Annotated in this window: 26 protein-coding genes; 7 read left to right on the top strand and 19 right to left on the bottom strand. The window is 49.9% G+C overall.

Features of this window, described 5'->3' with window-relative positions; genetic code table 11:
• Positions 1–50 precede the first annotated feature (50 nt).
• Genes JWZ98_RS15925 through def form a run of 4 tightly spaced genes read right to left on the bottom strand, consistent with a single transcriptional unit; the run spans position 51 to position 2,694 of the window.
• Positions 51–389 (bottom strand): DUF2845 domain-containing protein, encoded by a 339-nt coding sequence (locus JWZ98_RS15925; RefSeq protein ID WP_101055009.1) that lies wholly within the window; start codon positions 387–389, stop codon positions 51–53.
• Complete coding sequence (locus JWZ98_RS15920) at positions 389–1,222, bottom strand: quinoprotein dehydrogenase-associated SoxYZ-like carrier (protein ID WP_205450812.1); 834 nt, start codon at positions 1,220–1,222, stop codon at positions 389–391. Before JWZ98_RS15920 ends, JWZ98_RS15925 begins: the two co-directional genes overlap by 1 nt.
• 18 nt (positions 1,223–1,240) lie before the next feature.
• Positions 1,241–2,155 (bottom strand): quinoprotein relay system zinc metallohydrolase 2, encoded by a 915-nt coding sequence (locus JWZ98_RS15915; protein ID WP_205450810.1) that lies wholly within the window; start codon positions 2,153–2,155, stop codon positions 1,241–1,243.
• An 11-nt stretch (positions 2,156–2,166) separates the two neighbouring features.
• Entirely contained in the window at positions 2,167–2,694 is a 528-nt protein-coding gene (def, locus tag JWZ98_RS15910; protein ID WP_205450808.1) for a peptide deformylase, read from the bottom strand.
• A gap of 198 nt (positions 2,695–2,892) precedes the next feature.
• Between def and JWZ98_RS15905 the strand changes: the two genes are divergently transcribed.
• Positions 2,893–3,237, top strand: coding sequence for a hypothetical protein (locus JWZ98_RS15905; RefSeq protein WP_205450806.1), 345 nt, complete (start codon positions 2,893–2,895; stop codon positions 3,235–3,237).
• 51 nt (positions 3,238–3,288) lie between these two features.
• Here JWZ98_RS15905 and JWZ98_RS15900 read toward each other — a convergent pair whose 3' ends face one another.
• The 5 genes from JWZ98_RS15900 to JWZ98_RS15880 form a co-directional block, all read right to left on the bottom strand.
• Positions 3,289–3,612, bottom strand: coding sequence for an iron-sulfur cluster assembly accessory protein (locus JWZ98_RS15900; RefSeq protein ID WP_033155458.1), 324 nt, complete (start codon positions 3,610–3,612; stop codon positions 3,289–3,291).
• A 15-nt stretch (positions 3,613–3,627) separates the two neighbouring features.
• On the bottom strand, positions 3,628–4,731 hold the full coding sequence (locus tag JWZ98_RS15895) for a cysteine desulfurase family protein (protein ID WP_205450805.1): 1,104 nt from the start codon (positions 4,729–4,731) through the stop codon (positions 3,628–3,630).
• Complete coding sequence (iscR, locus tag JWZ98_RS15890; RefSeq protein ID WP_205450804.1) at positions 4,731–5,216, bottom strand: Fe-S cluster assembly transcriptional regulator IscR; 486 nt, start codon at positions 5,214–5,216, stop codon at positions 4,731–4,733. Before iscR ends, JWZ98_RS15895 begins: the two co-directional genes overlap by 1 nt.
• Before the next feature lie 288 nt (positions 5,217–5,504).
• Positions 5,505–6,257 (bottom strand): serine O-acetyltransferase, encoded by a 753-nt coding sequence (cysE, locus tag JWZ98_RS15885; protein WP_171696016.1) that lies wholly within the window; start codon positions 6,255–6,257, stop codon positions 5,505–5,507.
• 4 nt (positions 6,258–6,261) lie between these two features.
• The gene (locus JWZ98_RS15880; protein ID WP_205450802.1) at positions 6,262–6,987 is read right to left on the bottom strand and encodes an RNA methyltransferase; all 726 of its coding nucleotides are present in this window, start codon (positions 6,985–6,987) and stop codon (positions 6,262–6,264) included.
• A 90-nt stretch (positions 6,988–7,077) separates the two neighbouring features.
• Here JWZ98_RS15880 and JWZ98_RS15875 point away from each other — a divergent pair, with 90 nt between their 5' ends.
• The 3 genes from JWZ98_RS15875 (at position 7,078) to JWZ98_RS15865 (ending at position 9,821) form a co-directional block, all read left to right on the top strand.
• On the top strand, positions 7,078–7,872 hold the full coding sequence (locus tag JWZ98_RS15875) for an inositol monophosphatase family protein (protein WP_033155453.1): 795 nt from the start codon (positions 7,078–7,080) through the stop codon (positions 7,870–7,872).
• A gap of 86 nt (positions 7,873–7,958) precedes the next feature.
• On the top strand, positions 7,959–8,867 hold the full coding sequence (locus JWZ98_RS15870; RefSeq protein WP_026603994.1) for an NAD(P)-dependent methylenetetrahydromethanopterin dehydrogenase: 909 nt from the start codon (positions 7,959–7,961) through the stop codon (positions 8,865–8,867).
• Positions 8,868–8,915: 48 nt separating this feature from the next.
• Positions 8,916–9,821, top strand: a complete 906-nt coding sequence (locus JWZ98_RS15865; protein ID WP_033155452.1) for an NAD(P)-dependent methylenetetrahydromethanopterin dehydrogenase — start codon at positions 8,916–8,918, stop codon at positions 9,819–9,821.
• Between the two features lie 43 nt (positions 9,822–9,864).
• Here JWZ98_RS15865 and JWZ98_RS15860 read toward each other — a convergent pair whose 3' ends face one another.
• Complete coding sequence (locus JWZ98_RS15860; protein WP_033155451.1) at positions 9,865–10,503, bottom strand: response regulator; 639 nt, start codon at positions 10,501–10,503, stop codon at positions 9,865–9,867.
• Positions 10,504–10,666: 163 nt separating this feature from the next.
• On the opposite strand from JWZ98_RS15860, the gene JWZ98_RS15855 reads away from it, so the two are divergent.
• Positions 10,667–12,376 carry a proline--tRNA ligase gene (locus JWZ98_RS15855; protein WP_033155450.1) on the top strand — a complete coding sequence of 570 codons (1,710 nt, stop codon included), beginning with the start codon at positions 10,667–10,669 and terminating at the stop codon, positions 12,374–12,376.
• Between the two features lie 70 nt (positions 12,377–12,446).
• Here the strand turns inward: JWZ98_RS15855 and JWZ98_RS15850 are convergent, their stop codons facing one another.
• Positions 12,447–12,617 (bottom strand): rubredoxin, encoded by a 171-nt coding sequence (locus JWZ98_RS15850; RefSeq protein ID WP_084153209.1) that lies wholly within the window; start codon positions 12,615–12,617, stop codon positions 12,447–12,449.
• Positions 12,618–12,859: 242 nt separating this feature from the next.
• The gene (locus tag JWZ98_RS15845; RefSeq protein ID WP_225892879.1) at positions 12,860–14,164 is read right to left on the bottom strand and encodes a DUF3422 domain-containing protein; all 1,305 of its coding nucleotides are present in this window, start codon (positions 14,162–14,164) and stop codon (positions 12,860–12,862) included.
• A 1,086-nt stretch (positions 14,165–15,250) separates the two neighbouring features.
• Between JWZ98_RS15845 and JWZ98_RS15840 the strand changes: the two genes are divergently transcribed.
• Entirely contained in the window at positions 15,251–16,228 is a 978-nt protein-coding gene (locus JWZ98_RS15840) for a DUF882 domain-containing protein (RefSeq protein ID WP_033155447.1), read from the top strand.
• 65 nt (positions 16,229–16,293) lie between these two features.
• On the opposite strand, the gene JWZ98_RS15835 is transcribed toward JWZ98_RS15840, so the two are convergent.
• The 3 genes from JWZ98_RS15835 to JWZ98_RS15825 form a co-directional block, all read right to left on the bottom strand.
• Positions 16,294–18,066 (bottom strand): L,D-transpeptidase family protein, encoded by a 1,773-nt coding sequence (locus JWZ98_RS15835; RefSeq protein WP_225892878.1) that lies wholly within the window; start codon positions 18,064–18,066, stop codon positions 16,294–16,296.
• A 204-nt stretch (positions 18,067–18,270) separates the two neighbouring features.
• Positions 18,271–18,945 (bottom strand): transaldolase family protein, encoded by a 675-nt coding sequence (locus JWZ98_RS15830; RefSeq protein WP_033155445.1) that lies wholly within the window; start codon positions 18,943–18,945, stop codon positions 18,271–18,273.
• A 60-nt stretch (positions 18,946–19,005) separates the two neighbouring features.
• Complete coding sequence (locus JWZ98_RS15825; RefSeq protein WP_033155444.1) at positions 19,006–19,254, bottom strand: Rho-binding antiterminator; 249 nt, start codon at positions 19,252–19,254, stop codon at positions 19,006–19,008.
• Positions 19,255–19,332: 78 nt separating this feature from the next.
• Here JWZ98_RS15825 and JWZ98_RS15820 point away from each other — a divergent pair, with 78 nt between their 5' ends.
• Entirely contained in the window at positions 19,333–20,508 is a 1,176-nt protein-coding gene (locus JWZ98_RS15820) for a heparan-alpha-glucosaminide N-acetyltransferase domain-containing protein (protein WP_033155443.1), read from the top strand.
• Between the two features lie 547 nt (positions 20,509–21,055).
• On the opposite strand, the gene JWZ98_RS15815 is transcribed toward JWZ98_RS15820, so the two are convergent.
• The 4 genes from JWZ98_RS15815 to JWZ98_RS15800 form a co-directional block, all read right to left on the bottom strand.
• Positions 21,056–22,195 carry a DEAD/DEAH box helicase gene (locus JWZ98_RS15815; RefSeq protein ID WP_026604005.1) on the bottom strand — a complete coding sequence of 380 codons (1,140 nt, stop codon included), beginning with the start codon at positions 22,193–22,195 and terminating at the stop codon, positions 21,056–21,058.
• A gap of 208 nt (positions 22,196–22,403) precedes the next feature.
• Entirely contained in the window at positions 22,404–22,769 is a 366-nt protein-coding gene (locus JWZ98_RS15810) for a CbiX/SirB N-terminal domain-containing protein (RefSeq protein ID WP_033155442.1), read from the bottom strand.
• Positions 22,770–22,778: 9 nt separating this feature from the next.
• Positions 22,779–23,396, bottom strand: a complete 618-nt coding sequence (locus JWZ98_RS15805; protein ID WP_033155441.1) for a heme-binding protein — start codon at positions 23,394–23,396, stop codon at positions 22,779–22,781.
• Between the two features lie 24 nt (positions 23,397–23,420).
• Positions 23,421–23,837, bottom strand: coding sequence for a DUF393 domain-containing protein (locus JWZ98_RS15800; protein ID WP_033155440.1), 417 nt, complete (start codon positions 23,835–23,837; stop codon positions 23,421–23,423).
• Positions 23,838–24,361 lie beyond the last annotated feature (524 nt).

The raw sequence follows: 24,361 nt of genomic DNA, 5'->3' as shown, positions 1-24,361 counted from the left end.
TCTCGGCGGGGGCTTTTTTGAGGTTGGGTCAGGGCTGAAAACCTTGCGCTTTAGTATCCGTAACTCAAATTGCTGATTTTTTTCAACTCCCCATCTTCAAACTCCAGCAACTGCTGAAACTTGCGTGGCCCGAAGTTGTAAATCCATTCTTCGATCAGCACCTCTTCAAATTGATCTACCTCCAACGCGCCGTAGGGATGCCGTAAGCGGCTGCCGCGGATTGCGCGGCGCTGTTCGACCGAATCCGGTTCCCCGCATTTGTCCAAGACTTCGGCTTTATAATCACCCACCTGGACCAATTTATGTCCGCAGCGCAGCGCAAGCGCATCGCCGGCAAATACCAGCATGCCCAATCCCAACAAAATGCCTCTGATTGGCGAACGGGTCATTAAGGGCTTACCGTATAACTTTGCGAGTAGCTGCCGCCTTTATTGCAGACGTTTCGGCTGGTGGGCGATTCACAGGAGACATCGGTAAATTCGGCTTTTAACTCGCCGGCCTTATCCGGCACAAAGTAGAAGCGGAAATTAGGGTCGGCGCTGATCGCAATATCGATTTTGGCGTTAAGCACGGGCTTGTCGTTAAAAGTCACTTTTAGTTGATCGATAAAGTGCGATTTTCGGATGAATCGGGTCATTTGATCCATCTGCATACCCGTCAGGTTGGGGTGGCTGATCATTAATTGCGTCAAAGCCGGTTGGCCGCTTTGAATGCCGTCGTCGAGCCGAAACTTAACTTTGCCCAGCCGCTTCATGGCTTCATCCAGATCCGCACCAATCGGTGCCGAGCAGCCGCCGCTGGCTTTGACAAATTTTTTGGTCATGCTGAACTTGCCGTCATTGGTTTCGGCAACCGCGCGAATATCGCTGTAGGTATTGACCCGTACACGCAGAGCCAAATCGGCTTTGCCGCTCTCTGGAAAGAACTCGAATTCACCAACAAATGGAAACGGGTTCTTATCGACGAACAGCCAGATTTTTTTGATGTATTTATCTTTGCTTTGCGCAAATTTGCTGGTGACTTTAACCGGTACAATCGCCGGATCTTCTGCCCGATAAGGGGCATCCAATTCGATAACCTCATTGGATTCGTCGATATTTTTACCGGCGAAAAACTGGCTTTTCAAAACCGTGTTCCAGGTAATGTCGTCACCTTCGGCAACCGCGATGGCCGGCAATATCATTAAAGCCAGCAGAAAAATAGCGTTATAAGGTTTGTGCATGCTTTTAATCTCCTTTGTTTAATCTTCCCATTCCAGCTCGGCAAACGCGATGGTCACGTTTTTGCGGTGGAATTGTTCAAATAGCTGCCAATTTTTTTTAGCAGGCAGGCCGACGGTATTCACAGCCTGCTCGAGGGTTTTGCCCAGTTTGATCATAGTCCGTACTTCGGTAGCCAGACTATTCAAATAGGCTTTTTGCGGCTGTAGACTAGCCGGCCAATCTTTCACCAAATGCCCGTGGCCGGGCACCACTAATTTATAGTGATTTTTCTCCAAGCGAGCCATCTCCGACAACCAGCCTTTGATGCTGCCGTCTATCACCGGAATATGCTCCAAAAACAACAGATCGGCCAGCCACATAGTCTCGGTGGTTTTGTCGTAAACGCTCAAATCGTTATCGGTATGCGCACTGGGATGGGCGGTCAGCAGCAGTTCACGATTACCGATGTTCAGGGTCATGCTGTCATTCACCTCTATATCGGGCGGAATAATGTTGTCGTGATTAACTTGAATATCCAGCAATTCCGCTGCGCGACCGAGATAATGGTCGCCGCGCGTGGCCATGGCCCGCGCCAGCTTATGATGGCCGACAAACTGCACGCCCGGTCCCTTGAAAGCGATATTGCCGTAGATATGGTCGGGATGCACATGGGTGTTGATCACATAGCAAACCGGTTTGGTGGTCACTTGCTTGATGGTATTTCGCAACGCGGCCCCCTGTTGTGGACTGCCGCCGCTATCGATCACCGCTACGCAGCGCTCACCAACAATAAAGCCGATATTGGCAATCTCGCCGTGATTATCTCGATCAGGCCAATGATGTGCTGAGGTATGCAGATAGATGCCCGGCGCCACTTGGCTGAAAGACAACGGCGGCGCAGCCACACTGCTGTAACTGGTCAATAGGCCCATTAACAACAACACAAACTTCATTCAGTTGGCTCCTATGCGGCAATGCGTTTGAAAAATTCGGTTTCGGCGATAATATCTTGGTTATTTTCCACCCTATCCAGATAGACCAATCCCAATAGATGATCGAACTCGTGTTGGAAGACGCGGGCTGGAAAATCCTGCAAGGCCAAACGGTGGGGTTCACCTTGCTGATCTTGATATTGCACTTCGATAGCCCGGTAACGCGGCACCAGCGCCCGGATACCCGGCACGCTTAAACAGCCTTCCCAGTCTTTATGCAATGAGTTATCGACAATCTTAAAACTTGGATTGACCATCAGAATCGGTGGCATTTCCGGAGCATGGGGATAACGGGCTGTCGGCCGGGAAGCGATGATCAAAATTTGCCGGGAAGCACCCAATTGCGGGGCGGCTATGCCAACACCATTAGCCTCCAGCATAGTCTCATGCAGGGTTTCAATCAGTTTATGGAACTCCGGGCAGGCAAAGTCGTCAACAGGCTGCGCCTGCTGCCGCAATACCTCGGCTCCCAGTTGGGCAATCGGTGTTTTCGAAGTCATGGTTGTGCCGGATAGCGTATAGGCAGGTTGCGGAAATAAGTCGTTTCGGGCGAGAGTATACTGCCGATTGGCGTAATCTTCCTGCCTTTACTTTACAAGGCTTTTTTGTGATATTAACAACAGGCCAGTTGCCGGAAATGCAGGGCTCCGGTTGCAAACCGATTATTAGAACAATTCGTTTTTTCCACAGGAGATAGTATGAAGAAAATCAACAAAACCCCGTTCGCCATTGCAATCGGCGCATCTCTGCTGCCAACGCTGGCGGGCAATTTTGCTCAAGCTGACAGCAACCCGTTTGCGTTGTCGGAGTTGAGCTCAGGCTATATGCTGACTGCCGAAGCGAAACCTGAAGCGGGTGCCGATAAAATGAAAGACGGTTCTTGCGGTGAAGGCAAATGCGGCGCGGCTATGATGAAAAAAAGCACTGATAGCAAAGCCGTTACCGAAGGCAAGTGTGCTGGTAACAAACCGGCTGCTCCAGCCGCCGACAAAGCCGCTGACGGTAAAAAAATGGAAGGAAACTGCGGCGCTAATATGAAATAAATGCCGATGACGCCGGCTTTATTGAGATTGCAAAGCCGGCGTTTTTATAAGCTAAACCGAAAAACTCTCCCCGCAACCGCAAGTCCCTTTTACATTGGGGTTGTTGAATTTAAAGGCCTCGTTAAAACCTTCCTTGGCATAATCCAGCTCAATGCCGCTCAATTTATCCAAATCAGCCTGTTTTACTAGCACTTTTACGTCGTGTTGATCGAATACCACCTCATCGGCTTCGGCCTGATCGGCATAATCCAACACATAGGCATAGCCGGAGCATCCGGAAGTTTTTACGCCCAATCTCAAGCCTAAGCCTGTGCCGCGCTTTTGTAACTGTTTTTGGATTTGCCGGGCGGCACTTTCGGTCACGGTAATAGCCATTGCTCATTCTCCTAATTAATTTGCTATCAATGTTTTTAACACATCGACGAATTGATCGATTTCGGTTTCTTGGTTGTCTTTACCCAAACTGACGCGGATAGCCGATTTAGCCAAGGAGGCTTCCACTCCCATAGCCGTCAACACCGGGCTGATCTCGCCGGACGACGCTGAGCAGGCGGAGCCGCTGGAAACGGCGACATTGCGCTGATCCAACTGCATTAACAACATTTCGCCGCTAATGCCGGGGATACCAAACTGCACGGTATTCGGCAATCTTTTGCTGTGTTCGGCAAATATCGCCAAGCCCGGAATGGTGCGTAGAGCTTGCTCCAAACGCATTCTCAGCGCCAGCATGCGAGCTTCCCTTGCGTTCATTTCCGCCTTAGCCAATTCCGCTGCTTTGCCAAAACCCACTATCGCCGCCACATTTTCCGTGCCGGCCCGCGAGCCATGCTCCTGATCGCCCCCGCGCAGCCAGGGCTTTAAAACAAAATCTTCCGCAACCACCAACGCACCGCAGCCTTTTGGTCCGTATATTTTGTGACTGGATAAACTCATCAATTTAACACCCAGTTTTCTGAACGAAAATGGTATTTTACCCAGGGCCTGGACTGCGTCGGTATGCAGGTTGACACCTTGCGCAGCCAAACGTTCGGCGATGACAGCAACGTCCTGAATAACCCCAGTTTCATTGTTCGCCAACATCACCGATGCCAGATCACCGGCATGCCAATTTGCTTGATGCAACGAGGCTAGCGACACAGATCCCGTAACGTCTACCGCAAGTGTTTGCAATTGCCGGAAACATTGCTGGTGATATTCGGCGTTTTCGAAAATGGAAGGGTGCTCAATAGTTGAAATAGCCAGTCCCACTCCGCGAGCATTTGCCAGTGCCTGTGCGTTGGCTTCCGTACCGCCGCTGGTAAAAACTATTCCTGCTGCTGGCGCATCGATAAGTGCAGAGATTTGTTCCCGGGCTGTATCTATCGCACTGCGGGCTATGCGACCAAGCTTGTAAAGACTGGATGGATTGCCATACATACCCTGCAAGTACGGCAACATCGCTTCCACCACCCGCTCATCGCAGCGGGTAGTGGCGTTATGATCCAGGTAGATCATTAAGCAATGCGCTTTTCCTGGCGGGGTTGCATTTCAATGACATGCTCCACGTGCTTGCTCTGTCTTTTTGCCACGTCGCTGACAAAATCGCGTTCAAGCAATTGTCCAAGACTAATTTCTTTTAAGTACGCGCGAATTTGCTCGCTTAAACCCATCCACAAATCGTGTGTCAGGCAAGGTTCGTCGTTGTGGCAATTGGCCTTGCCACCGCATTTGGTCGAATCGACAGGTTCGTCGACTGCTTCGATAATGTCAGCGATGTTAATATCCCGGGCGCTACGGCTGAGCGTATAACCGCCACCGGGTCCTCGTACGCCTTTGACCATGCCGGCCTTGCGTAAACGAGCAAACAATTGTTCAAGATAAGACAAGGAGATGGTTTGTCGAGTCGCAATGTCAGTCAAAGTAACCGGGTTGGCTTGACTGTGAAAAGCCAAATCCAGCATCGCGGTGACCGCGTAACGCCCTTTTGTGGTAAGCCGCATTTCAAACCCCTTACAAACTAATGAAAATAATGCTGACTATAAATAAACCCAGTAATTTGGTCAAGTATTCAATCGTAAGTGGTTCTTGAGGTATTAAACACAGACAAGCTGTAACACATATTTTTCAATTCTGAGGACAGATCAAGCGTTTTACAGCTTGAACTCGTTGGGAATTTGCGGGGTTGAACTCTCGCGGCTCTGCAAGAAGCTTAAAGCATACGCTACTCAGTTTGAATCACGCCGATGACCAGCGTTCGAGCATTCAGTATCAGAAAATACCTGACAGCGTTATTGCTTATCCTTAATTTCACAATCATCCAAAGCCGACATGGCCTGGCGATGGCAATTAATGCCGGCATCGTTCAATACCTGTTGCATATCGGCTATTTGTTTATCGAGCTGATGGATATGGTCAAGCATCAGATTGATGGCATTGGCGATGGGATCCGGCATATCACCCGTGGCGCCGTATGCGTCGAAACCCATTTTCTGTGCCATTGCATCGCGCCGGGCTTTTTCTTGTTTGGCTTTTGGGTCGACGATATGTGCGGGAATCCCAACTACCGTTACTCCCATGGGTACCGATTTTACTACTACTGAATTCGAACCGACTCTCGCGCCATCGCCGACCTCAATCGGTCCCAGCACCTTGGCCCCAGCCCCTATTACTACGCCATTGCCCAGGGTCGGATGACGCTTGCCCTTGTTCCAGCTGGTGCCGCCCAAGGTCACGCCATGATATAGCGTGCAATCGTCCCCAATCACGGCAGTTTCACCTATCACTACACCCATGCCGTGGTCGATAAAGAACCGCCGGCCGATTTGGGCGCCGGGATGAATTTCGATACCGGTTAACCACCGGCCCAAGAACGATACATAACGACCGGCCCACCTAAAGCCACGCAACCATAACCAGTGGCTGCAACGGTGAATCAGTACGGCGTGAAAGCCAGGGTAGGTGGTTATCACTTCAAAAGCCGACTGCGCGGCCGGGTCTCGGGCAAATACGCAGTTAATATCTTCTTTGAGTCTGGCCAGCATGGGGTTATTTGCCGTTGTGATTTTGCGAGAAGCGCAGTATGCCCCTCAGGATATCCAGCTCCTTGGTATCAAGCTGGGTCCGATTAAAGATGCGCCGCAAGCGACGCATGATTGATTTAGAACGCTCCGGGTGCAGAAAACCAATATCCGCCATGGTCTGATGGAGATGCACATAAAAGGCTTCCATCTGTTCGGCTGTCGCCAGAGGTTCTTCACCCATATCGCCCACATTGCTGACCATTTCCTGGCCGGATGCGACGAATAGCTCGTAGCACACAACTTGCACTGCCGCCGCCAAGTTCAGCGAGCTATATTCTGTGTTGCACGGAATCCGCAACAAATAATGAGATAAGTCCAATTCATGGTTTTTTAAACCGGAATTTTCCCGGCCGAACACCAAGGCGATATTTTGTTTCGGCAATGCACCCACCCATTTTTCGGCGGTTTGCCTGGCAGTCAAGCTTGGCCAGCTGATGGTTCTATCGCGTGCGCTGGAGCCCAATACTACCTGGCAATCGGCGATGGCATCTTGTAAAGAATCGAAGACAGTTGCCGATCTAAGTACATCGTCGGCCCCGGACGCTCTGGCCGTGGCATCGGCATGCGGAAAGCTTTTTGGAGACACCAAGCGCAGTTGGTCCATCTGCATATTTTTCATGGCTCTAGCCACCGCACCGATGTTGCCGGGATGGGAAGTCTCCACTAAAACCACTTTAAAATGGGATAGCAATGCGCGGCCTCTGCGGCTAAAAAAGCAGCGATTCTAGCAAAATTTGCTATCCTATCCGAGTTTTCTAACTGCTCATTATCAATTCGATCTATGCACCCGATGCTTAATATTGCCGTCCGCGCAGCGCGGAACGCCGGCGACCTAATCCAACGCTCTTCACAAAATATCGAGAAACTCACTATCGATCAAAAAAGCCGTAATGACTACGCCTCCGAGGTTGATCGGGCCGCCGAGCAGGAAATTATCAAAGTCATTCGCGCAGCATTTCCCGACCATGGCATTCTGGCCGAAGAAAGCGGCGAACACAAAGGTAACGACTACACCTGGATAATTGACCCTTTGGATGGCACCACTAATTTTTTACACGGCTTTCCACAATATGCCGTGTCTATAGCGCTAAAAAACAAAAATAAACTAGAGTTGGGTGTGATTTACGACCCTAGCCGCGACGAACTTTTCACTGCCGAACGCGGCGGCGGCGCTATGTTGAACAATCGCAAAATCCGGGTCACCAAACAAAGCAGTATGCGCGGCGCCCTGATTGGCACGGGTTTTCCATTTAAAACCATGGAAAATATCGAACCCTACTTGGGCATGTTTAAAGCCGTTTGTGCCGACTCAGCAGGTATCCGCCGCGCCGGAGCCGCCGCACTGGACATGGCTTACGTGGCCTGCGGTCGTCTGGATGCGTACTGGGAAATCGGCGTGAAGGAATGGGATATTGCTGCCGGCGTGTTGCTGGTGCAGGAAGCTGGTGGTGTCGCCACAGATTTTTCCTTTAACGACAAATACTTACAATCCGGCAATATCATTGTTGGTAACCCCAAGATGCATCAATTGATGTACCACGCTATCGAGCCGCATGTGCCGGCGCGCTTAAAATAATGCGCAATTCGGCATTTAGCCTAAAATTGTTATCGTCTTGCCTTTTCTTTTATACTTACCGGCTAATCAAATTATAAGAGGCCATCATGGAAAAACCCTTTATCCTGCACATGCTGACTACAGCCAAGAACTTAAGCCCGTTCGACGTCAATATGGCGATGGACGCCGGCTGGATTTCAGCAATCCCCTACATCAATGTTGAACCCAGCGAAGTCAGGGGCTTGGTCCAAGATGCTATTTTTTCGCGCAGCCCGAAAGGTCTGTTGCGCACCGCCATCTTTATCGGTGGCCGGGAGACCAAGCAAGCAATGGATATGTTGAAAATGGCCAAGAATTCCATGGTCCCGCCTTTCGAAGTATCGGTATTCGCCGATCCTAGCGGCGCATTCACCACGGCAGCCGGCATGGTCGCAGCAGTTGAAAAAGAACTGGCTGAAAAATTCGACACCACGCTGGAAGGTAAAAACGTGATCGCCTTGGGCGGTACTGGTCCGGTCGGTCAAGCGGCTGCGGTGATTGCCGCTCAAGCGGGCGCTAAAGTCCGAATCATCGGTAGGCAACTCGATAAAGCCGAGCGCACCGCAGAGCTATGCAGCGAAGAATTTGGCGATGGCAAAATTACAGTGCTGGCAGGCGCCGACGCCGATAAGACCGAATACATGAAAACCGCCGATGTGGTTTTTGCAACGGGTGCGGCCGGCATTGAATTGCTCAGCACAGAATTAATCTCCCAAGCTGCGCAATTGAAAGTAGCCGCTGATGTCAACGCGGTGCCGCCGGCCGGTATTGCCGGTGTGGATGCGTTCGATAACGGCAAACCGTTGGCCGGATCCACCAGCGGTGCGGTAGGCATAGGCGCGCTAGCGATAGGCAACATCAAATACCAAGCGCAAAGTCGTTTGCTGAAAAGAATGCTGGAAAGCGATCAACCGCTATTCTTACATTTCGAACACGCTTTTGAAGTCGCTCGCGAATTCATCAAATCTTCTAAGTAATTAGCTAAGCTCCCCAAAGTCTGCCTATCACAGAGGGTAAGGTAAAAAATGGCAAAACGCAGCATACTTCACATGTTCGACCCCATGCCAAACAACAGTCCGTTTGACATTAACATGGCACTCGACGCAGGCTTTGATGTGCTGATGCCGTATTCCAACGTTAAATTGGAGACTATTCACAATTTGACCCAAGATGCGATTTTTTCGCGTAGTCCGTCGGCCAGTAAGAAAACCGCAATCTTTATCGGCGGCAGGGATATGGGCATGGCGATCGATATGTTGCAAGCCACCAAGCCGGCCATGGTGCCGCCGTTTGAGGTTTCAGTATTTGCCGATCCGAGCGGCGCTTGCACCACCGCAGCAGCTTTGGTGGCGTGCGTGGAAAAGGCGCTTAAACAACATCATGGTAAGGAATTGAAGGGCAGTAAAGCGGTAGTGTTCGGCGGCACCGGTCCGGTCGGCATCGCCACCGGCGTGATAGCCTCGTTGCAAGGCGCGGAAACAATCTTGGTGGATCATCTATCAATAGATTCCGCAAAAGACGCGGCCAAACAATACAACCGGCGTTTTGGTGCCACCATGAGTGGCGGAGTTGCCCGCAATGACGAAGAAAAAGCCGCGTTAATAGCCGATGCAGACTTAGTATTCTGCACGGCAAAGGCCGGTATTCGAGTTATCAATGCGGCCGTTCTGGCGCAAGCCAAGCAGTTGAAAGTAGCCGGTGATGTTAATGCCGTACCGCCATCAGGTATAGAAGGCATAGAGTTAAACGATTTATCGGCACCATTAACCTTGGCAAATCAATCGACTAATGCCGTCGGTGTCGGCGCGCTGGCGATAGGGAATGTTAAATACCAGTTACAACACGAATTGTTGAAAATGATGCTGGAAGCTGAGAAACCGGTATTTCTGGATTTTCGGGAAGCTTTTACCAAAGCCCGCACCTTGGTCTAAGTATTTCAGGGATGTGCGTTAGCCGAACACGCATCCCTGCTATTTAAAGGGCATCCAAATAATTAAATTTGACCGCCAGCCTGGTTAATTCCACATCGTTTTTTATATTCAACTTGCGATACAAGCGATAGCGATAGGTATTGATAGTCTTGTCGCTCAGTTGCAAAGCCTCCGACATTTCCTGAATGCTCCTGCCGCGCAAAATCAGACGTACTACTTCAGCCTCACGCTGGGAAAGCTGTAAAAAAGGCGAGACATCCGCGCCTGGCAAAAACTGAAAAGCCAAATTACTGGCCACATCCTGGCACAAATAGCGCTTACCGGAAATTACCGATTTAATTGCCGCCACCATTTCGCTGACCGGCGAAGCCTTGGATACAAAGCCGACCACACCCAATTTCAGCAGTTGTTGCGGTATGGGGCCGTCGTTATGCACCGACAAGGCGATGATTTTAATCGATGGCTGCGATTGCAGTATGCGCCGGCACGCTTCAAACCCGCCTATGCCGGGCATATTAATGTCCATCAAAATGACATCGGGCGGCTCTTGTTCGACAATCCGCAAAGCCTCCTCGCCACAATTACAGACGGCGACCACCACAATATCCTTTTCAGCTGCCAACAAAGCTTCTATACCGCTTCTGACAAGCTCATGATCATCAACCAGCAATACTTTAATCATAACTTCCTTTTTCTGGGGCTTCTATCAGGTCAAGTTTCCCAAATTTCATCAACAACAGCAATGCTAAAAGTTAGTAGGATAGACTCAAATAGTGTCGTTGATTCGTGGTTTTGGCGTTTAGCCGTTAAAATAGCGGTTTTGATAAAACAACTTCAGGGCCAATATGCGCACTTCCCAATTTCCTCTTAGTACCGTCAAAGAAATACCGGCCGACGCCGAAATAGCCAGCCACAAACTCATGATACGCGCCGGCTTGATCCGTAAACTTGCCGCGGGCGTCTACACCTGGCTGCCACTGGGTTTGCGGGTATTGCGTAAAGTTGAACACATTGTACGTGCGGAAATGAATAAAGCGGGCGGTCTGGAAGTACTGATGCCGGCCTTACAACCTGCAGAGCTATGGCAGGAAACCGGGCGTTGGGAAAAATACGGGCCGGAATTAGCACGGCTGAAAGATCGCCACGACCGCGAATTTTGTCTGGGTCCGACGCACGAAGAAATTATTACTGACCTCGCTCGTCATGAGTTGAAAAGCTACAAACAGCTGCCTATCACTTATTATCAAATTCAGAGTAAATTCCGCGATGAAATTCGTCCTCGTTTTGGTGTGATGCGTTCACGCGAATTTATCATGAAAGACGCTTACTCCTTCCATCTCGATCAGGAATCGTTACAGGCGACTTACGACGTAATGTATCAAGCCTACACCAATATTTTTAACCGCTTTGGTTTGAAATTCCGGGCCGTGATAGCCGATTCCGGCTCAATTGGCGGCGCGGTTTCCCACGAATTCCACGTACTTGCCGAATCCGGCGAAGATGCGATAGCTTTTTCCACCGCCAGCGATTATGCCGCGAATGTCGAAAAAGCCGAAGCTCTAATGCCTGAAGGGATACGCGCCGAGCCGACTCAAACTATGGTTTTGGTTGATACACCAAATCAGCATAGCATCGAAGACGTCAGCCGATTTTTTAAGATCGATGCCAAACAGTGCCTGAAAACCTTGATTGTCAGAGGTGAGGACGCCAGCTTGGTTGCCTTGCTGCTGCGGGGTGATCACGAATTAAACCCGATTAAAGTCGAAAAAATCGACGGTGTACTGTCGCCATTACAATTTGCCAGTGATGAAGAAATTCTCGGCGCCTGTCACTGCAAACCCGGCTCGATAGGTCCTATCGGCCTGAGCATAAAGATCATCGCTGACCGCAGCGTAATCCTGATGTCCGACTTTATTTGCGGAGCCAACCAAGACGGCAAACATTATCAAGGTGTCAATTGGCAGCGCGATTTAGCATTGCCAGAGCAGATTGCGGATTTGCGCATGGTGGTCGAAGGTGATCCGAGTCCCGACGGCAAAGGGCAAATTACCATTGCTAGAGGTATCGAGGTGGGGCATATTTTCCAGCTGGGTACAAAATACAGTGAAGCGATGAACGCCTCTATCATTAACGAAGCCGGTAAAAACCAGATCATGATCATGGGCTGCTATGGGATTGGTATCTCGCGGGTGGTTGCGGCGGCCATCGAACAAGGCCACGATGAGCGCGGCATTATCTGGCCCAATGAGCTGGCGCCATTTCAAGTGGCGATTTGCCCAATGAATATGCATAAGTCTGATCGTTTGATTGATACGGTCGAGAAAATCTATAAAGATTTAACGGATGCCGGTATCGAAGTGTTGTTGGACGACAGAAAGGTTCGAGCCGGATTCATGTTCTCGGATATGGAACTGATCGGCATTCCGCACCGGATCGTCATCGGCGACCGTGGCCTGGATAGCGGTACCGTCGAATATCAAGGCCGCACGGACAAAGAAAGCCAGAATGTTGAATTTGATAAACTCGTCGACTTTATTAAGAACAAACTCGCATAACTTTCGTCGGATTAATCAAACGAAAAAGGGCGCAAATTGCGCCCTTTTTATTGACTGCGTTAGACGCTTGTTAACGTACCAGCGTAAACATAGATTTTACCGCCCCGCATTTAGGGCAGCCCCAATCTTCTGGAACATCTTCCCAACGAGTGCCGGGGGCCACGCCGTTGCGGGGATCGCCCAACTGCTCGTCGTAAACGTGGCCGCAGGTTTTGCATTTGTATTTTCTATACTCTGCCATTGATAGATTCCTCGAATTGTAATCACGGTTTAAAGAAAGCCCGGCGATTGTAGCCGAAGCTCTGCGCACAAAAAACCACGAAGATTTGGAGGGGATTGTTCGGACTGCCTGAAAGTCGTCCGGCCGGGCTTAATCAGTCTATCCTTAAAACCATCTAATGGCATGATTTTTATAAATAAATGTCATCTTCGTCCTGTTCAATATTTGGCTGGTTTACGGCGCGCACCATGATGGGATGGTATTCATTCCGTCGTACTGGCGATGATCTTGTGAATTCGCTTAGTACTTATGCCGATGATGACCAAAATAAACGGAATCGATGCGCCTTCCACCAACTCGGCGTCTACGTGCCATCCTAAACTGTGCAATGCTTCGGCGATTTTGCCGATTAGGCTCGCTGCATAATAGGTGATAGCTACCATCGAAATGCCTTCCACCATTTGTTGCATGCGCAACTGCATTTTTGCACGCAGGGCCATGGAGGATAACAGGCCCTGGTTTTGCCGCTCGATAATAATGTCGACTTTGGTGCGTAACAACTGGCTGGCATTGCTGACGCGCTCGGAAACCAGGGTGAAGCGGTGGGATACGGAATTGCAGGTATGCATCGCCGGTTCCATACGCCGTTTCATGAATTCGCCCAAGGTTTGAATGCCCTGAATCCGCACTTCGCGCAAGTCTTCCAGGCGTTGGCCGACCAATTGGTAATATGCGCTGGCTGCGGCAAAACGAAATTGATGAGTGGAAATGTGATTCTCAACTTCAGCCGCTAATGCCGTTAATTCATCCAATAGTTTAGCGTCGTCGTTATCCGGCTGGGTCATCGAATTAGTAATGGTATACAGCTGCCGATCAGCCTTTTTTAATTCCGGATACAGTTTGCGCGCGATAGGAAACGCCAACAGCGCCATCACTCGGTAAACTTCAATATCGAACAAACGATGCAATAAGCGTCCGGCCTGCGCGGTTCTCAAGTTTTGATTAACCACTAAGAAACGGCTAAAGCCATCAACATGAATCCGGAAATCGGTAAATACGGCTGCCGCGCCGCCGGTTACTTTTGAACCAACGATTGGGTTGCCGGCAAAGTAGGCGGTTAACGGGGATAAATCCATTTCATCCTGATAATTAACCTCCTCGGCGGAAACGATGCTGGCGTGTGCGGCAACAATCACTTTTCCGCTGATCTGCGATAACCAATCGACCGGGACTTTTTTTAAAGCAGGAGCTGCAAACGGCTCTGTGTCTATGTCGTAGGCATAAAAACTGTAGGTACTGAATTCGCCGTGTTGCTCCCAACTCATCTGGAACGCATCGAAGCTCGCGCTAAAGTGGTCTGCATCTAGGTCGGGTGGTACAGTTCCAAACCGTTCGCAAAGTGCTTTCAAATGCCGACGTTCCTGCATTTTTTCATCGCTTGATAACGCCAGCGCCAGGTAACTGGCCCTGACCGGCAAGCTGAGAATAGACGAGGCTCTGGCATGAACCTCGTTATGTAATATAAACCGTTGCGGATGATTTTCCGGGATTTGAAATAGAGTAGTCACAAGTAAATTGGGTAGCATCAAAGGTTAGCGTCTATCGCTTTTACCGATGAATATAACGTAGAGAGGGCTAGGTTGCTACTGCCTAAGTGAATGCGGGCAATGGGCTATAAAAAAACTGCATCAGAACTGTTGATGCTCATATCCTAATGTGTTGATAAAGCGGCTTGTGCCAAGCTAATGACTGATATGGGTTAGGTGTCGAGATTGCTAAGTCTACTGCTGTTGGCACAGGCCGATTATTTATCCGTGACGCTTCACTAGTTTGAGTAATCGGTTGCGGCTTTTATGTTCGCCGTTGTGTATTACTCCAATTTGGTGAATTTGCTTACAAAACTGATTTGGCAATTTTGCCCTGTTATCCCGGATGCAAAACTCCTTTGATGATGTAAGTAAGAGTCGTACATTGCGCTGCCATCGTGCGAATGAAAGTTTATAAAAGGATCGTAGCCTTTTTGGGAAAAAAAGGAATGACAGAGCTGTTGAGACAGTGTCAGTTGATTTTGGGGTTTAATTAGTTTTTCCATGTCGTTCTCCAATGGTTTGCAGTCGAGATACCATACGCTTTCTAGCAAAAAGCTTCTGTGATAAGCGGTTCGTAGTTAAAATTATTTTGTGTTTTTATCAAAAAAATGGCAAGAAAACAGGCCTATTCACAACGCTGGCGCTTTCGTTTTACGGGGTAGTTTGTCCCCCGCAAGTTTTGGTGGCTTAATTTTCAAGTCAGCTTTTACGCTACCTTACTGGCAGGAATTGAGTATTTCAATATGATGCGGCTTGACTGTATTGGCATATCAAAGGGGTTAAATTGTTCGCGTTTGTCAGGCTGTTGCTGTTGCTTTTACAGCGGTCGGTAAAATGCTATCAGCGCGAATAGTAAGCAGAGAAAGCGAGGTTTCAAGCGGTATTGAGTGGCAATTTGATGCTGATTGAACGTTTGCACGTGTCTCCTTTGTAAGCAATCCTTGCGGCAAAATGTCGGCAAAAGCGAATTTGAAATGTGACAGAGTGCTATAATTGCAAAAGCCCGTTAGGCATTAGCCTTCGGAATCATCACTATCCGAATGATGTTGAATCAGGAGATTATGGATGCTGAGACATAATTTAGAAAATCAAGACAATAAGCAAGACGACGTAGAGCTGTCTCGACGCAGCTTCTTTGGGCGTCTGGCTGTTGGTGCGGTTTTATCTATTGCGATGCCCGGCGTCGTTCATGCTGCGAAAAGCGTAGCGGTAAAAGCGGATAAAAACCATCGACTGGAGAAGTCGGCAAGGAGTGCAGTGCGCTTGCCTAAACATGGAGCCATTCAAGCGACTAAGGCTGTTCGTCAACCTGCCAAACTAAGCAAAAGCGCTGGCGGCAATAACCTTAGGCCTGTAGCCGGCCAGCATGGACAGCTGCATACAGCCCATGCAGAACGCCACTCCCTACATGAGTCTCGTGTACGAGATATTTATACAGGCAAAAAACAACACGTAAACACGGCTTCCTACCATGCCAATCGACATGGTAATCAGGGCGGTAGAGTGCATTCTATTATTCAGCCGGCACCAAGAGAATCATTCATGGAGCCTAGCCAAGATTCGTTGTTTTTAGCGGATCACGGGCGTTTTGCAACTCACCGGGCCTTGGCTTTTCAAAATCCGCATACTGGGGACAAATTGAGCCTGACGTATTTTGAAAGAGGTCGTTACCTTAGCGATGCCCTGGATGAAATCAGCTTTTTGTTGCGCGATTATCGTACCGACGATGTGCATCCTATTGATCCGGAGTTACTGGATCAGTTACACGATTTGAAACAAATTTTGGGTTTAAATCAACCTTTTGATGTTATTTGCGGTTATCGTTCGCCATTGACCAACGCTAAACTGCATGCCGAGAATTCCGGTGTTGCGAACAATAGCTTCCACATGCAGGGGCGGGCAGTGGATATTCGTATCGAGCGCTTTGACCTTCGGCGTATTCATGGCGCGGCACTGGCTATGCACCGTGGCGGCGTTGGATATTACCCTGAGTCAAACTTTATCCATCTGGACACGGGAACCTTCAGAACCTGGAAGTTATAGAGTCGTTCGCTCATAAAAAAAGCGCCATTTGCGGCGCTTTTTTTATGTCTGCTCGATTTTCCTGTTTATGGATTAGTGCCGACGTCCGTGCTTTTGCTCATCACTATTTGATTATTCGCTGTCGAACTAGCCGTTGTCGGCGCATGGATTTTGTCCAAGGCCTTTTTCAGTTGTTCGTCCTGGCCGTAAACGTCCGGGTAGAAACGTAACTGGTTTTGATGGTCGACAAATGTCGTGCCGTAATAAAACAGTACCGGTACGGCACGTTTTAGCGTCACGTGGCGGGTTTTAGGGGCCGACATTGCTTGCTTGATAGATTCTTTGTCCCAGCCGGCCTGATCACCCAAAACAAATTCGGCTAATTGTTCCGGCGCCGATACCCGCACGCAACCATGGCTTAAATCCCGACGAGGGCGGTTAAATGCGGCATGGCCTGGGGTGTCGTGTAAATACACATCGGCGGTATTGGGAAATACGAACTTAACCCGTCCTAACGGATTTTTCTTGCCAGGCCGCTGGCGCGCGCGTAAATAACTGCCACCGCCTTTCTCTTCACTGTTTTGGTGTCTTACCAGTTCTATTTCCTGGCTGGCTAAATAGCCTTGGTTATTGGCTGCTTTTGGCAGAATTTCTTTTTCATAAATAGTTTTTGGAATGTTCCAGTAAGGCATAAATTCCAAATACTTCATTTCTTCCCAAAGTACCGGCGTTTGGTTGCTCGGGGATTTCCCTACTACCACTTTCATGTTCAGCGGGTTGGGATCGTCAACTGAATTGAACGCCCATAACTCAAATGCCGGGATATTAACCACAATCATCGGCCCGTCGGTGGTGTCCGGAATCCAGCGCGCGCGCTCCATGGCTAGCGCGATCTGGGCGATTTTTTCGCTCGAAGATTGATTGAATAATGCCGCAGTGGCCGAGCCAATCACGCCATCGGCCGTTAAACCTTGTTGTTGCTGAACCTTTTTGACGGCGGCAACCAAATCGTTGTCGTAAGTTTTACTGTCGGCGGCATTATTATTGTCCAGTAAGGCCATGTCCCGTAGCCGTTGGCGCAAATGCACGATATGCGGATGTTTATCGCCGGGACGTAGCATTTTGCCGGGCTTGAATTCCTGAGCCCCCGTTTGATTTCCCAACTGCTGCAAGCGGGTGAAAATTTGTTTGAGTTGTTGGTATTGTTTGGTTTTAGGCTCAAACTGACCGACTACCTCGGTCAATGTTTGCGCTGCCAAGTGTTGTTTCAACAAGCCAGCCAAGTCCAAAGCGGGTTTGGGGGCGATGTGTACCGGATACTCAACATCGCGTGGATCCACTTGGCCGTGCCGCAAATCGTGTAGATAACGCGCCATAGATACGGTCAAAGCCACATCGTATCCCGCAACGGCCGCACTATCCGGATTTGGTTCATTGATCAGCTGTTTCAGGCGGTCAACATCATAATTGGCAGGATTCAACGCATCATTGGATGCATTGTTTAATATGCTCAATAAATCGTTAAGGTTTTTTTCCGAGCGATTTGCTGTAAACCAGATCGGTTGAAATTGAGTGCTCAGGTAGATTTGGCTAACAAGTTCGCTAACGCGGCTAAAGTCGGCGCGTAACAACAGCGGATGTCGTTTGCTAAGCAGAATGGCGCCAATCGGGTTGTCGGCAGGGATAGGATTAACGACTTCAGGAACGCTGTTTATCGAAGGCAGACTGGTTTCCGGCACTGTAGCCGGCATATCTGCGCTCCATGCCTGCTCCGTTCCCGCATAATAAATACAGGCCGCCAACGCTAACCTGGCATACCTATGGCGCGAATTTTTCAGGGCGTGCGATTGAGTTGTCATGGTTACACGAATAGGGTTCGAATTGGGTGTTTATTGTGCGCTTTGCGCTTAAGTTTAGCCGCAAAGCAAATCAATATAATGTTGGTCTAATTGTACCCTGTTATGACAACAATTGACGCGAAAAGCTTGCCAAAGCTTTGTAGTGGCGGTATTCGGAGAAGGGCGCAGTTGTTTACAGAGTTCTCCAAATCTTCTCAAGCCACTTTAGCTTTCAAAAGACAGTTTATCGGCAAATGCCGATTGCCAGTCGTGGCTGAATTTCTCAACGGCGGTGTCGGTAGCGGGAGTGGTCAAGATTTGCTGGGCAATGTCCAGCGGCAACGTGACTGCGCCAACGCCAAGTTTTAACACCTGCAACACCTGATTGACATTCTTGAAGCTGGCAACCAAAAGTTTGCTGGGCAATTGGTAGCGGTCGATGAAGGTCTGCAAATCGCTGACGACGGCAATGCCGTCAAAGCCTTGATTGTCGATCCGGTTGAGATAAGGCGCCAGGTAATCCGCGCCATGCAGCGCAGCAAGCATCCCTTGCTGCACGTTGTAAATCGCAGTGGCTAACAGCGGGATATTAGCTTTTTTCAGCTGTTTGATAGCACTCAAACCAGCGGTATGCGCGGGTATTTTGACGATAATGTCGAACGGCAATTCATGAAGTTTATGTGCTTCCGCAATGATACCGTCAACCGAGCTACTAAGTACTTGCACATGAAACCGCGCCTGTGGGCCGATGATGTCTGTCAGCGCAGGTAGTAGTTCCTGTAGGCCCATACCGCTGGCGGCCATAATCGACGGATTGGTAGTAACGCCCGCCAAGGGCAAAGCTGGGCAAAGGTTTTTGATGCCGGCGACATCGGCGCTGTCTAAATAAATTTCTAACATGGAACGGCGTGTGGTTTTACGGATAAAAGCGGCCAGTATAACCAGTGCTGTTGCTTATCTTTAGAAAATTACCTCGGTAAATCGTGCGTTCGATGTCAGTACTTGCAGTTTTGCCAGTTGATCCAGCGCGATTTTTCCGGCAGGGCTATCTTCTAACAATAGAAATTCGTGTCTTTCTTCAGTCACTACATTCAGTGCCCGGCCCTCGACGATTCTTTGATCCTTTAATGTCAATCTGACCCGATAGCCGTATAGACAGGCAATTTCGATATAGTCGTGTAAATCGCAAGCGATTCGTGATTCGCTCATGGCATCTCCCCTTGAGTTTTTTGTTCATCGATCTTACCCTCGACGTCTTCGACAGCCAATCATCTGGGGCAAATTATTTTGGATAGCAATTCATCTTCAACACGCTTGGCGTCTATCGACATCTTGCGCGGCCTGGTCGTGGTATTGATGACGTTGGATCACACTCGCGATTTTTTCAGCGACAGCCGTTTTAGTCCCACCGATCTGGATAAGACCTCAGTGGCCTTGTTTCTGACCCGTTGGATCACGCATTTCTGCGCGCCGGTGTTCGTGTTTTTGGCCGGTACCAGCGCGTATCTATGGCAGAGTCGCCGGGGAGCGGATGCACCGTTGAGCCGGTTTTTGCTGGAACGTGGCCTATTGCTGTTGGTTTTAACCTGTACCGTGGAAGCCTGGTCGTGGAATTTTCGCGCCGATCTGCGGCATATTGACGGCGGTGTGTTATGGGCAATTGCTTGGTCGATGATCGCCTTGGCCGGGCTGGTGAAGTTGCCGCTGGCTTGGTGTGTAGCCTTCGGTGCAGCCATGATCGTCGGGCATAATGCCTTCGATGCAGTCAAGCCAGCTGATTTGGGTGGTTTTGGTCCCTTATGGGCCGTGCTGCATACCGGTGACGATGTGCCGTTCGGTGACGGCTGGCTATTGAATCCTTACTATCCATTGATTCCGTGGATAGGGGTGATGGCGGTTGGCTTCGGTTTTGGCAATTTATTGATTGACAATGCCTGGCGCACACGGCGCCGGCTGTTTACTTTAGGTCTAACCCTGCTATGGGTGTTTTTGGTTTTGCGTTTCAGCAATGTTTACGGTGACCCCAAACCATGGCAAAGCTATCCAGACCCGGTATTTAGCGTATTGTCGTTTATCAACTGTCATAAATACCCGCCGTCCTTATTGTATCTGTTAATGACTTTGGGACCGGCGCTGCTGATTTTGGGGCTGGCTGAGGGCAAGTCCGCGGAACGCTTCGGTGTTTTGCAAGTATTCGGCAGGAATCCGTTGTTATTTTATCTACTGCACTTGTACCTGATTCATGGTCTGGCAGTATTGGTGGCGGCGGTCACAGACGGACCTGTGTCAGCAATAATCGGTGGCGGTATTTGGGTGCCGGAGCTGCCGCAAGGCTACGGCTATGGTTTGCCGGTGGTTTATGGCATTTGGGTGTTAGTGGTGCTAACGCTGTATCCGGTTTGCCGAAGTTTTGAAGCCTTAAAAGCCCGCAAGCCTGATTGGCCTTGGCTCAAATACCTGTAACCTGCATGGCGTGTTTTCACTAGAAGAAGGCTGACCATGACCGGCGGCAATTTTCCATTGAGTTTTCGCCTCAAGTTTGCCAGGGGCCAAATGCCTTTGACCCGGCACGCGGTAAAATTTTAAATCGCTATTAAGCCGACGTAGCTTCCTTAGCCTGCTTTTGCTTGTTCAACTGATTTAAAAAATAGCTTTGATAATTCCAGCCGGGACGAGGAGGAGGTGGTTGGTGAGCGAACGGCATGATAAACCTCTGTTGGTGCATTGATTAGGGATAAAAGTGCTCCCGCCGGCTCAGCAACGATGCGCTGTATTGCTTTGATCGAGCTGGCGGGAGCATTAACTAGGAAATATTGAAACTAATCCACTGCGAGCAAGAATCTACCAGCGAAAAGCCGACAGGCAAGTGCGGGTAAGATTTTACTGCGGTGAATTGCAGTCCAATATGTCGCGCCGTTCTGTCGATAAAACACTTGACGGAACAGCGATGCATCCTAGGTTTTTGCACGCTCACCAACGTGATCTGGGGGCGAGCGGGGATTGACATAAGTTAAGCGGCCGCGAAGCCGTCTACCTGCTCTCGGGGGATTTGCAGACCTATCAGTTTTTCCACCAGACGCAAGGCCTGATATTCGTCTTGCGATACCAGCGAAACCGCCTGGCCGTTTTGTCCGGCGCGGCCGGTTCTGCCGATGCGGTGTACATAATCGGCGGACGAGCGCGGTAATTCAAAATTCACCACATGCGGCAATTGGGCAATATCGATGCCGCGTGCTGCCACGTCGGTCGCGACCAACACGCGAATGTCACCGGCTTTGAAACCGGCCAAAGCGCTGGTTCTGGCGCCCTGGCTTTTATTACCGTGAATCGCCGCGGCTTTGATATTGGCGATGTTGAGCTTTTCGGTGAGTTTATTCGCGCCGTGCTTGGTACTGGTGAACACTAATACTTGCTGCCAGTCTTTGGTTTTCACCAGATGGGTCAACAAGGCGGTTTTCGCGGTTTTACTGACGGTATAAACCCGTTGATCGATCAGGTCGGCAGCAGCGTTTTCGACGGCCACTTCAATTTTGACCGGATTAACCAGCAAATCGCCGGTTAACTTGCGAATATCGGCGGAAAAAGTCGCGGAAAACAACAGGTTTTGGCGTTTTTTCGGCAGCATGGCCAGGATTTTGCGAATGTCTTTGATAAAGCCCATGTCCAACATGCGGTCAGCTTCGTCCAGCACCAACATTTCCACTTTATCCAGTTTTACGGCGTTTTGACTGACCAAATCCAGCAGACGACCCGGCGTTGCGGTCAGAATGTCCACGCCGCCGCGCAAGCGCATCATTTGTGGATTGATCTTCACGCCGCCGAATACGACTTCGGATTTTAAGCGCGGTTGTTGATGCGCTCCGTATTTGGCAACGGATTCGGCAACTTGCGCGGCCAACTCTCGTGTGGGCGTCAAGATCAGGGCGCGCACGGGCCGATTGCGGCCATAGTCGGTTTGCGCCAAACGGTGCAAGATCGGTAAGGTAAAGCCGGCGGTCTTGCCGGTGCCGGTTTGCGCGGCGGCCAGTAAGTCTCGGCCTGTTAACACGGCGGGTATGGCTTTACTTTGAATAGGTGTAGGGGTGGTGTAGCCGGAATCGGCAATAGCTTTTATTAAAGCCTCGGATAAACCGAGATTGGAAAATGGCATTAAGGTCTCAATGGGGAAAATAAGGGGAGAAATCTGGGTTCGGCAGTACTGCTGTCGCGATGTCCGCCCGGGGACTAAGGGAATTACATATTGAAGATGAACTTTCAGCGGGCAGTCTATCACGGTTACTGGTTTAAGGTTAGGAAACCGGCGCTAGCCTGATTGAACGGCTGCTCGCGGCAGTGAAATTGATGCGCAAATGCCGTGTTCAAATAGCCAAACTGGCCAGATCGAGTACTATGCCGCCGATTTTTTCCGTGGCGCCCAAATGGTTGGCAATACGTATGTCGATTTGCGGATGTGTGTCGCGTATCCTTTGCACTTGTTCGGGAATATCGATGCTGACGTGGCGTCCCGCTGACAGGAAATAAGGCATCACGACAATCTGCCGCGCGCCCTGGGCTATTTGTTGGCGTAAGCCTTGCGCGACAGTCAGTTCGGCGATTTCCAGAAAAGCACAGTCTATTGCCGCGAAGCGAGTAGTCATCAGCCGCAGTTTTTCTATCAGCTCGCGAATCTCAAGGTTGGAATCCTCCCGACGGCTGCCGTGTGCCACCACTAACAAATGTGTCACCGGAATGCCTTATTCGATGTCGATATGAATTTCATTGCGGCGTAAGGCAGGTAAAGTCCAAGGCGGATCATAGGCCGCCGAACGCGCGGCAGATAAGGCAGTGAGCTGTTGTTGTTCGATCCAGGCCATCAAGAGGCGGCTTTTTTCGTTAATTTTTTCCAAAGTCAGACTGCCGGAATAGCGCAACACCGCGACTTTTTTCGCGGGTAAAGCTTTGATAGTCACTTGGGGATCGATTGGCGTTGGTAAGGTTTCGAGACTGTAACCGTCCGGCATCACAAAAGCCATCGTCCATTTATTATCGACTGCCTGCTGTAACACTGGCGCGGTCATCGCGATGTGTTCGCCGGCATTTTCCCGAAACACCGGGGCGGTCATGGCCATCTGTTGCTTTTGCTGATTCCCACCAAAAATATAGCCGGCCAAGCGATTGAAACCGATATTGCCGGCTTGCGCGTAATCGGCGTCGATCACGGTTTCGGCAATCAATAAGGGAGGATATTGCCTGATTTGCACGTCTCCCTGTTCCGAGAGCAATTGGTATTGCGGTTCCGCGCTGCTTCTAATGCCCATCACCGTACATCCAGTCAAAATCAGGCTGCCGAGTAGTGCTAAGGGGTTTTTCATGTAAACGAGTCTTGTCAAATAGGGTCATGTTTTTCCATGACCGGAGCGAATGCTGCAACTGGCATCTTGGCAGGGTTTGGCGCCAAACAAAGTACCTAAACGTAAACGGTGCCGGGCAAACCCTGCATACAGACGGTCAAACAGCGGTTTTAGCAGAGGCCAGCGGGTGGGTGCAATCAGCCATCCCAGGCCGACAGCGCTGTAAGCAGAGTAAAACACCGGCATGCCCTTAATTACGCGGCCATCGGGGTTCACCCCATGGATTTCCGCCATCAATTCGTCCAGCGATTTACCATAGTCCGCCGGATTAAACCCCTCGGCATGAATATCTTGCAAACCCAGCTTGTTATGCTTGTTTCGCGACTGTAACCAGTTCACTTCCTTCCGGCAAATGGGGCAGCGACCGTCGTAAAGTAGCGTGAATTCGTGTTGGCTATTCATGAGGCTGTTCCGGGAAGTGGTGTTAGCGAGTTTGTTTTATCCAGGCTGGCGACTCAATAGCCCTGCAGGTCTGTATTGATTTGTTTTTTATTTTCACAATGTTTGCGCAGTTTACATTCGCTTACGCAAAAAAGTCCCCTCGCGATGCGGGACTCGCGCAGTTGGCGAGAAACTCGCATCGAAGGGGATTACGGGCTATCAAGCACCCCTCTGAGGACGGAACGTGTTTCAGGAATCAACAAATTTAGCACTCCGCAATCTACCAGCGGATGTGGCGGAAGCAAGGGGGCGAATGCTAAAAAAGGTAGGGTGATCTCGCCACATTCCCGCTTTCTGGGCGGCAGGGACAAAAACGATCTTGATAGGTTATTCCAGCGATAGTTCCCGTTTTATTGTTTATGAAAAGGGAATTATGAATAACTTAAATGGCTAATTGTAAATTTTCGACAGGGGATTATAGTGAAGCCGTAGTTTAGAGCCACTGCAAACGCTTGATGCAGAGTAGATAAACGCTTCAGGTAAGC

The organism is Methylomonas sp. EFPC1 (assembly GCF_016925515.1).
Classification (GTDB): domain Bacteria; phylum Pseudomonadota; class Gammaproteobacteria; order Methylococcales; family Methylomonadaceae; genus Methylomonas; species Methylomonas defluvii.
The sequence above is the reverse complement of the archived record's forward strand: the minus strand, read 5'-3'. Positions and strand labels throughout refer to the sequence as shown.

Bases quoted from the DNA above. Each gene is read 5' to 3' on its own strand.
- JWZ98_RS15925 (WP_101055009.1), bottom strand. From the start codon at position 389: ATGACCCGTTCGCCAATCAGAGGCATTTTGTTGGGATTGGGCATGCTG.
- JWZ98_RS15920 (WP_205450812.1), bottom strand. From the start codon at position 1,222: ATGCACAAACCTTATAACGCTATTTTTCTGCTGGCTTTAATGATATTG.
- JWZ98_RS15915 (WP_205450810.1), bottom strand. From the start codon at position 2,155: ATGAAGTTTGTGTTGTTGTTAATGGGCCTATTGACCAGTTACAGCAGT.
- def (WP_205450808.1), bottom strand. From the start codon at position 2,694: ATGACTTCGAAAACACCGATTGCCCAACTGGGAGCCGAGGTATTGCGG.
- JWZ98_RS15905 (WP_205450806.1), top strand. From the start codon at position 2,893: ATGAAGAAAATCAACAAAACCCCGTTCGCCATTGCAATCGGCGCATCT.
- JWZ98_RS15900 (WP_033155458.1), bottom strand. From the start codon at position 3,612: ATGGCTATTACCGTGACCGAAAGTGCCGCCCGGCAAATCCAAAAACAG.
- JWZ98_RS15895 (WP_205450805.1), bottom strand. From the start codon at position 4,731: ATGATCTACCTGGATCATAACGCCACTACCCGCTGCGATGAGCGGGTG.
- iscR (WP_205450804.1), bottom strand. From the start codon at position 5,216: ATGCGGCTTACCACAAAAGGGCGTTACGCGGTCACCGCGATGCTGGAT.
- cysE (WP_171696016.1), bottom strand. From the start codon at position 6,257: ATGCTGGCCAGACTCAAAGAAGATATTAACTGCGTATTTGCCCGAGAC.
- JWZ98_RS15875 (WP_033155453.1), top strand. From the start codon at position 7,078: ATGCACCCGATGCTTAATATTGCCGTCCGCGCAGCGCGGAACGCCGGC.
- JWZ98_RS15870 (WP_026603994.1), top strand. From the start codon at position 7,959: ATGGAAAAACCCTTTATCCTGCACATGCTGACTACAGCCAAGAACTTA.
- JWZ98_RS15865 (WP_033155452.1), top strand. From the start codon at position 8,916: ATGGCAAAACGCAGCATACTTCACATGTTCGACCCCATGCCAAACAAC.
- JWZ98_RS15860 (WP_033155451.1), bottom strand. From the start codon at position 10,503: ATGATTAAAGTATTGCTGGTTGATGATCATGAGCTTGTCAGAAGCGGT.
- JWZ98_RS15855 (WP_033155450.1), top strand. From the start codon at position 10,667: ATGCGCACTTCCCAATTTCCTCTTAGTACCGTCAAAGAAATACCGGCC.
- JWZ98_RS15850 (WP_084153209.1), bottom strand. From the start codon at position 12,617: ATGGCAGAGTATAGAAAATACAAATGCAAAACCTGCGGCCACGTTTAC.
- JWZ98_RS15840 (WP_033155447.1), top strand. From the start codon at position 15,251: ATGCTGAGACATAATTTAGAAAATCAAGACAATAAGCAAGACGACGTA.
- JWZ98_RS15835 (WP_225892878.1), bottom strand. From the start codon at position 18,066: ATGACAACTCAATCGCACGCCCTGAAAAATTCGCGCCATAGGTATGCC.
- JWZ98_RS15830 (WP_033155445.1), bottom strand. From the start codon at position 18,945: ATGTTAGAAATTTATTTAGACAGCGCCGATGTCGCCGGCATCAAAAAC.
- JWZ98_RS15825 (WP_033155444.1), bottom strand. From the start codon at position 19,254: ATGAGCGAATCACGAATCGCTTGCGATTTACACGACTATATCGAAATT.
- JWZ98_RS15815 (WP_026604005.1), bottom strand. From the start codon at position 22,195: ATGCCATTTTCCAATCTCGGTTTATCCGAGGCTTTAATAAAAGCTATT.
- JWZ98_RS15805 (WP_033155441.1), bottom strand. From the start codon at position 23,396: ATGAAAAACCCCTTAGCACTACTCGGCAGCCTGATTTTGACTGGATGT.
- JWZ98_RS15800 (WP_033155440.1), bottom strand. From the start codon at position 23,837: ATGAATAGCCAACACGAATTCACGCTACTTTACGACGGTCGCTGCCCC.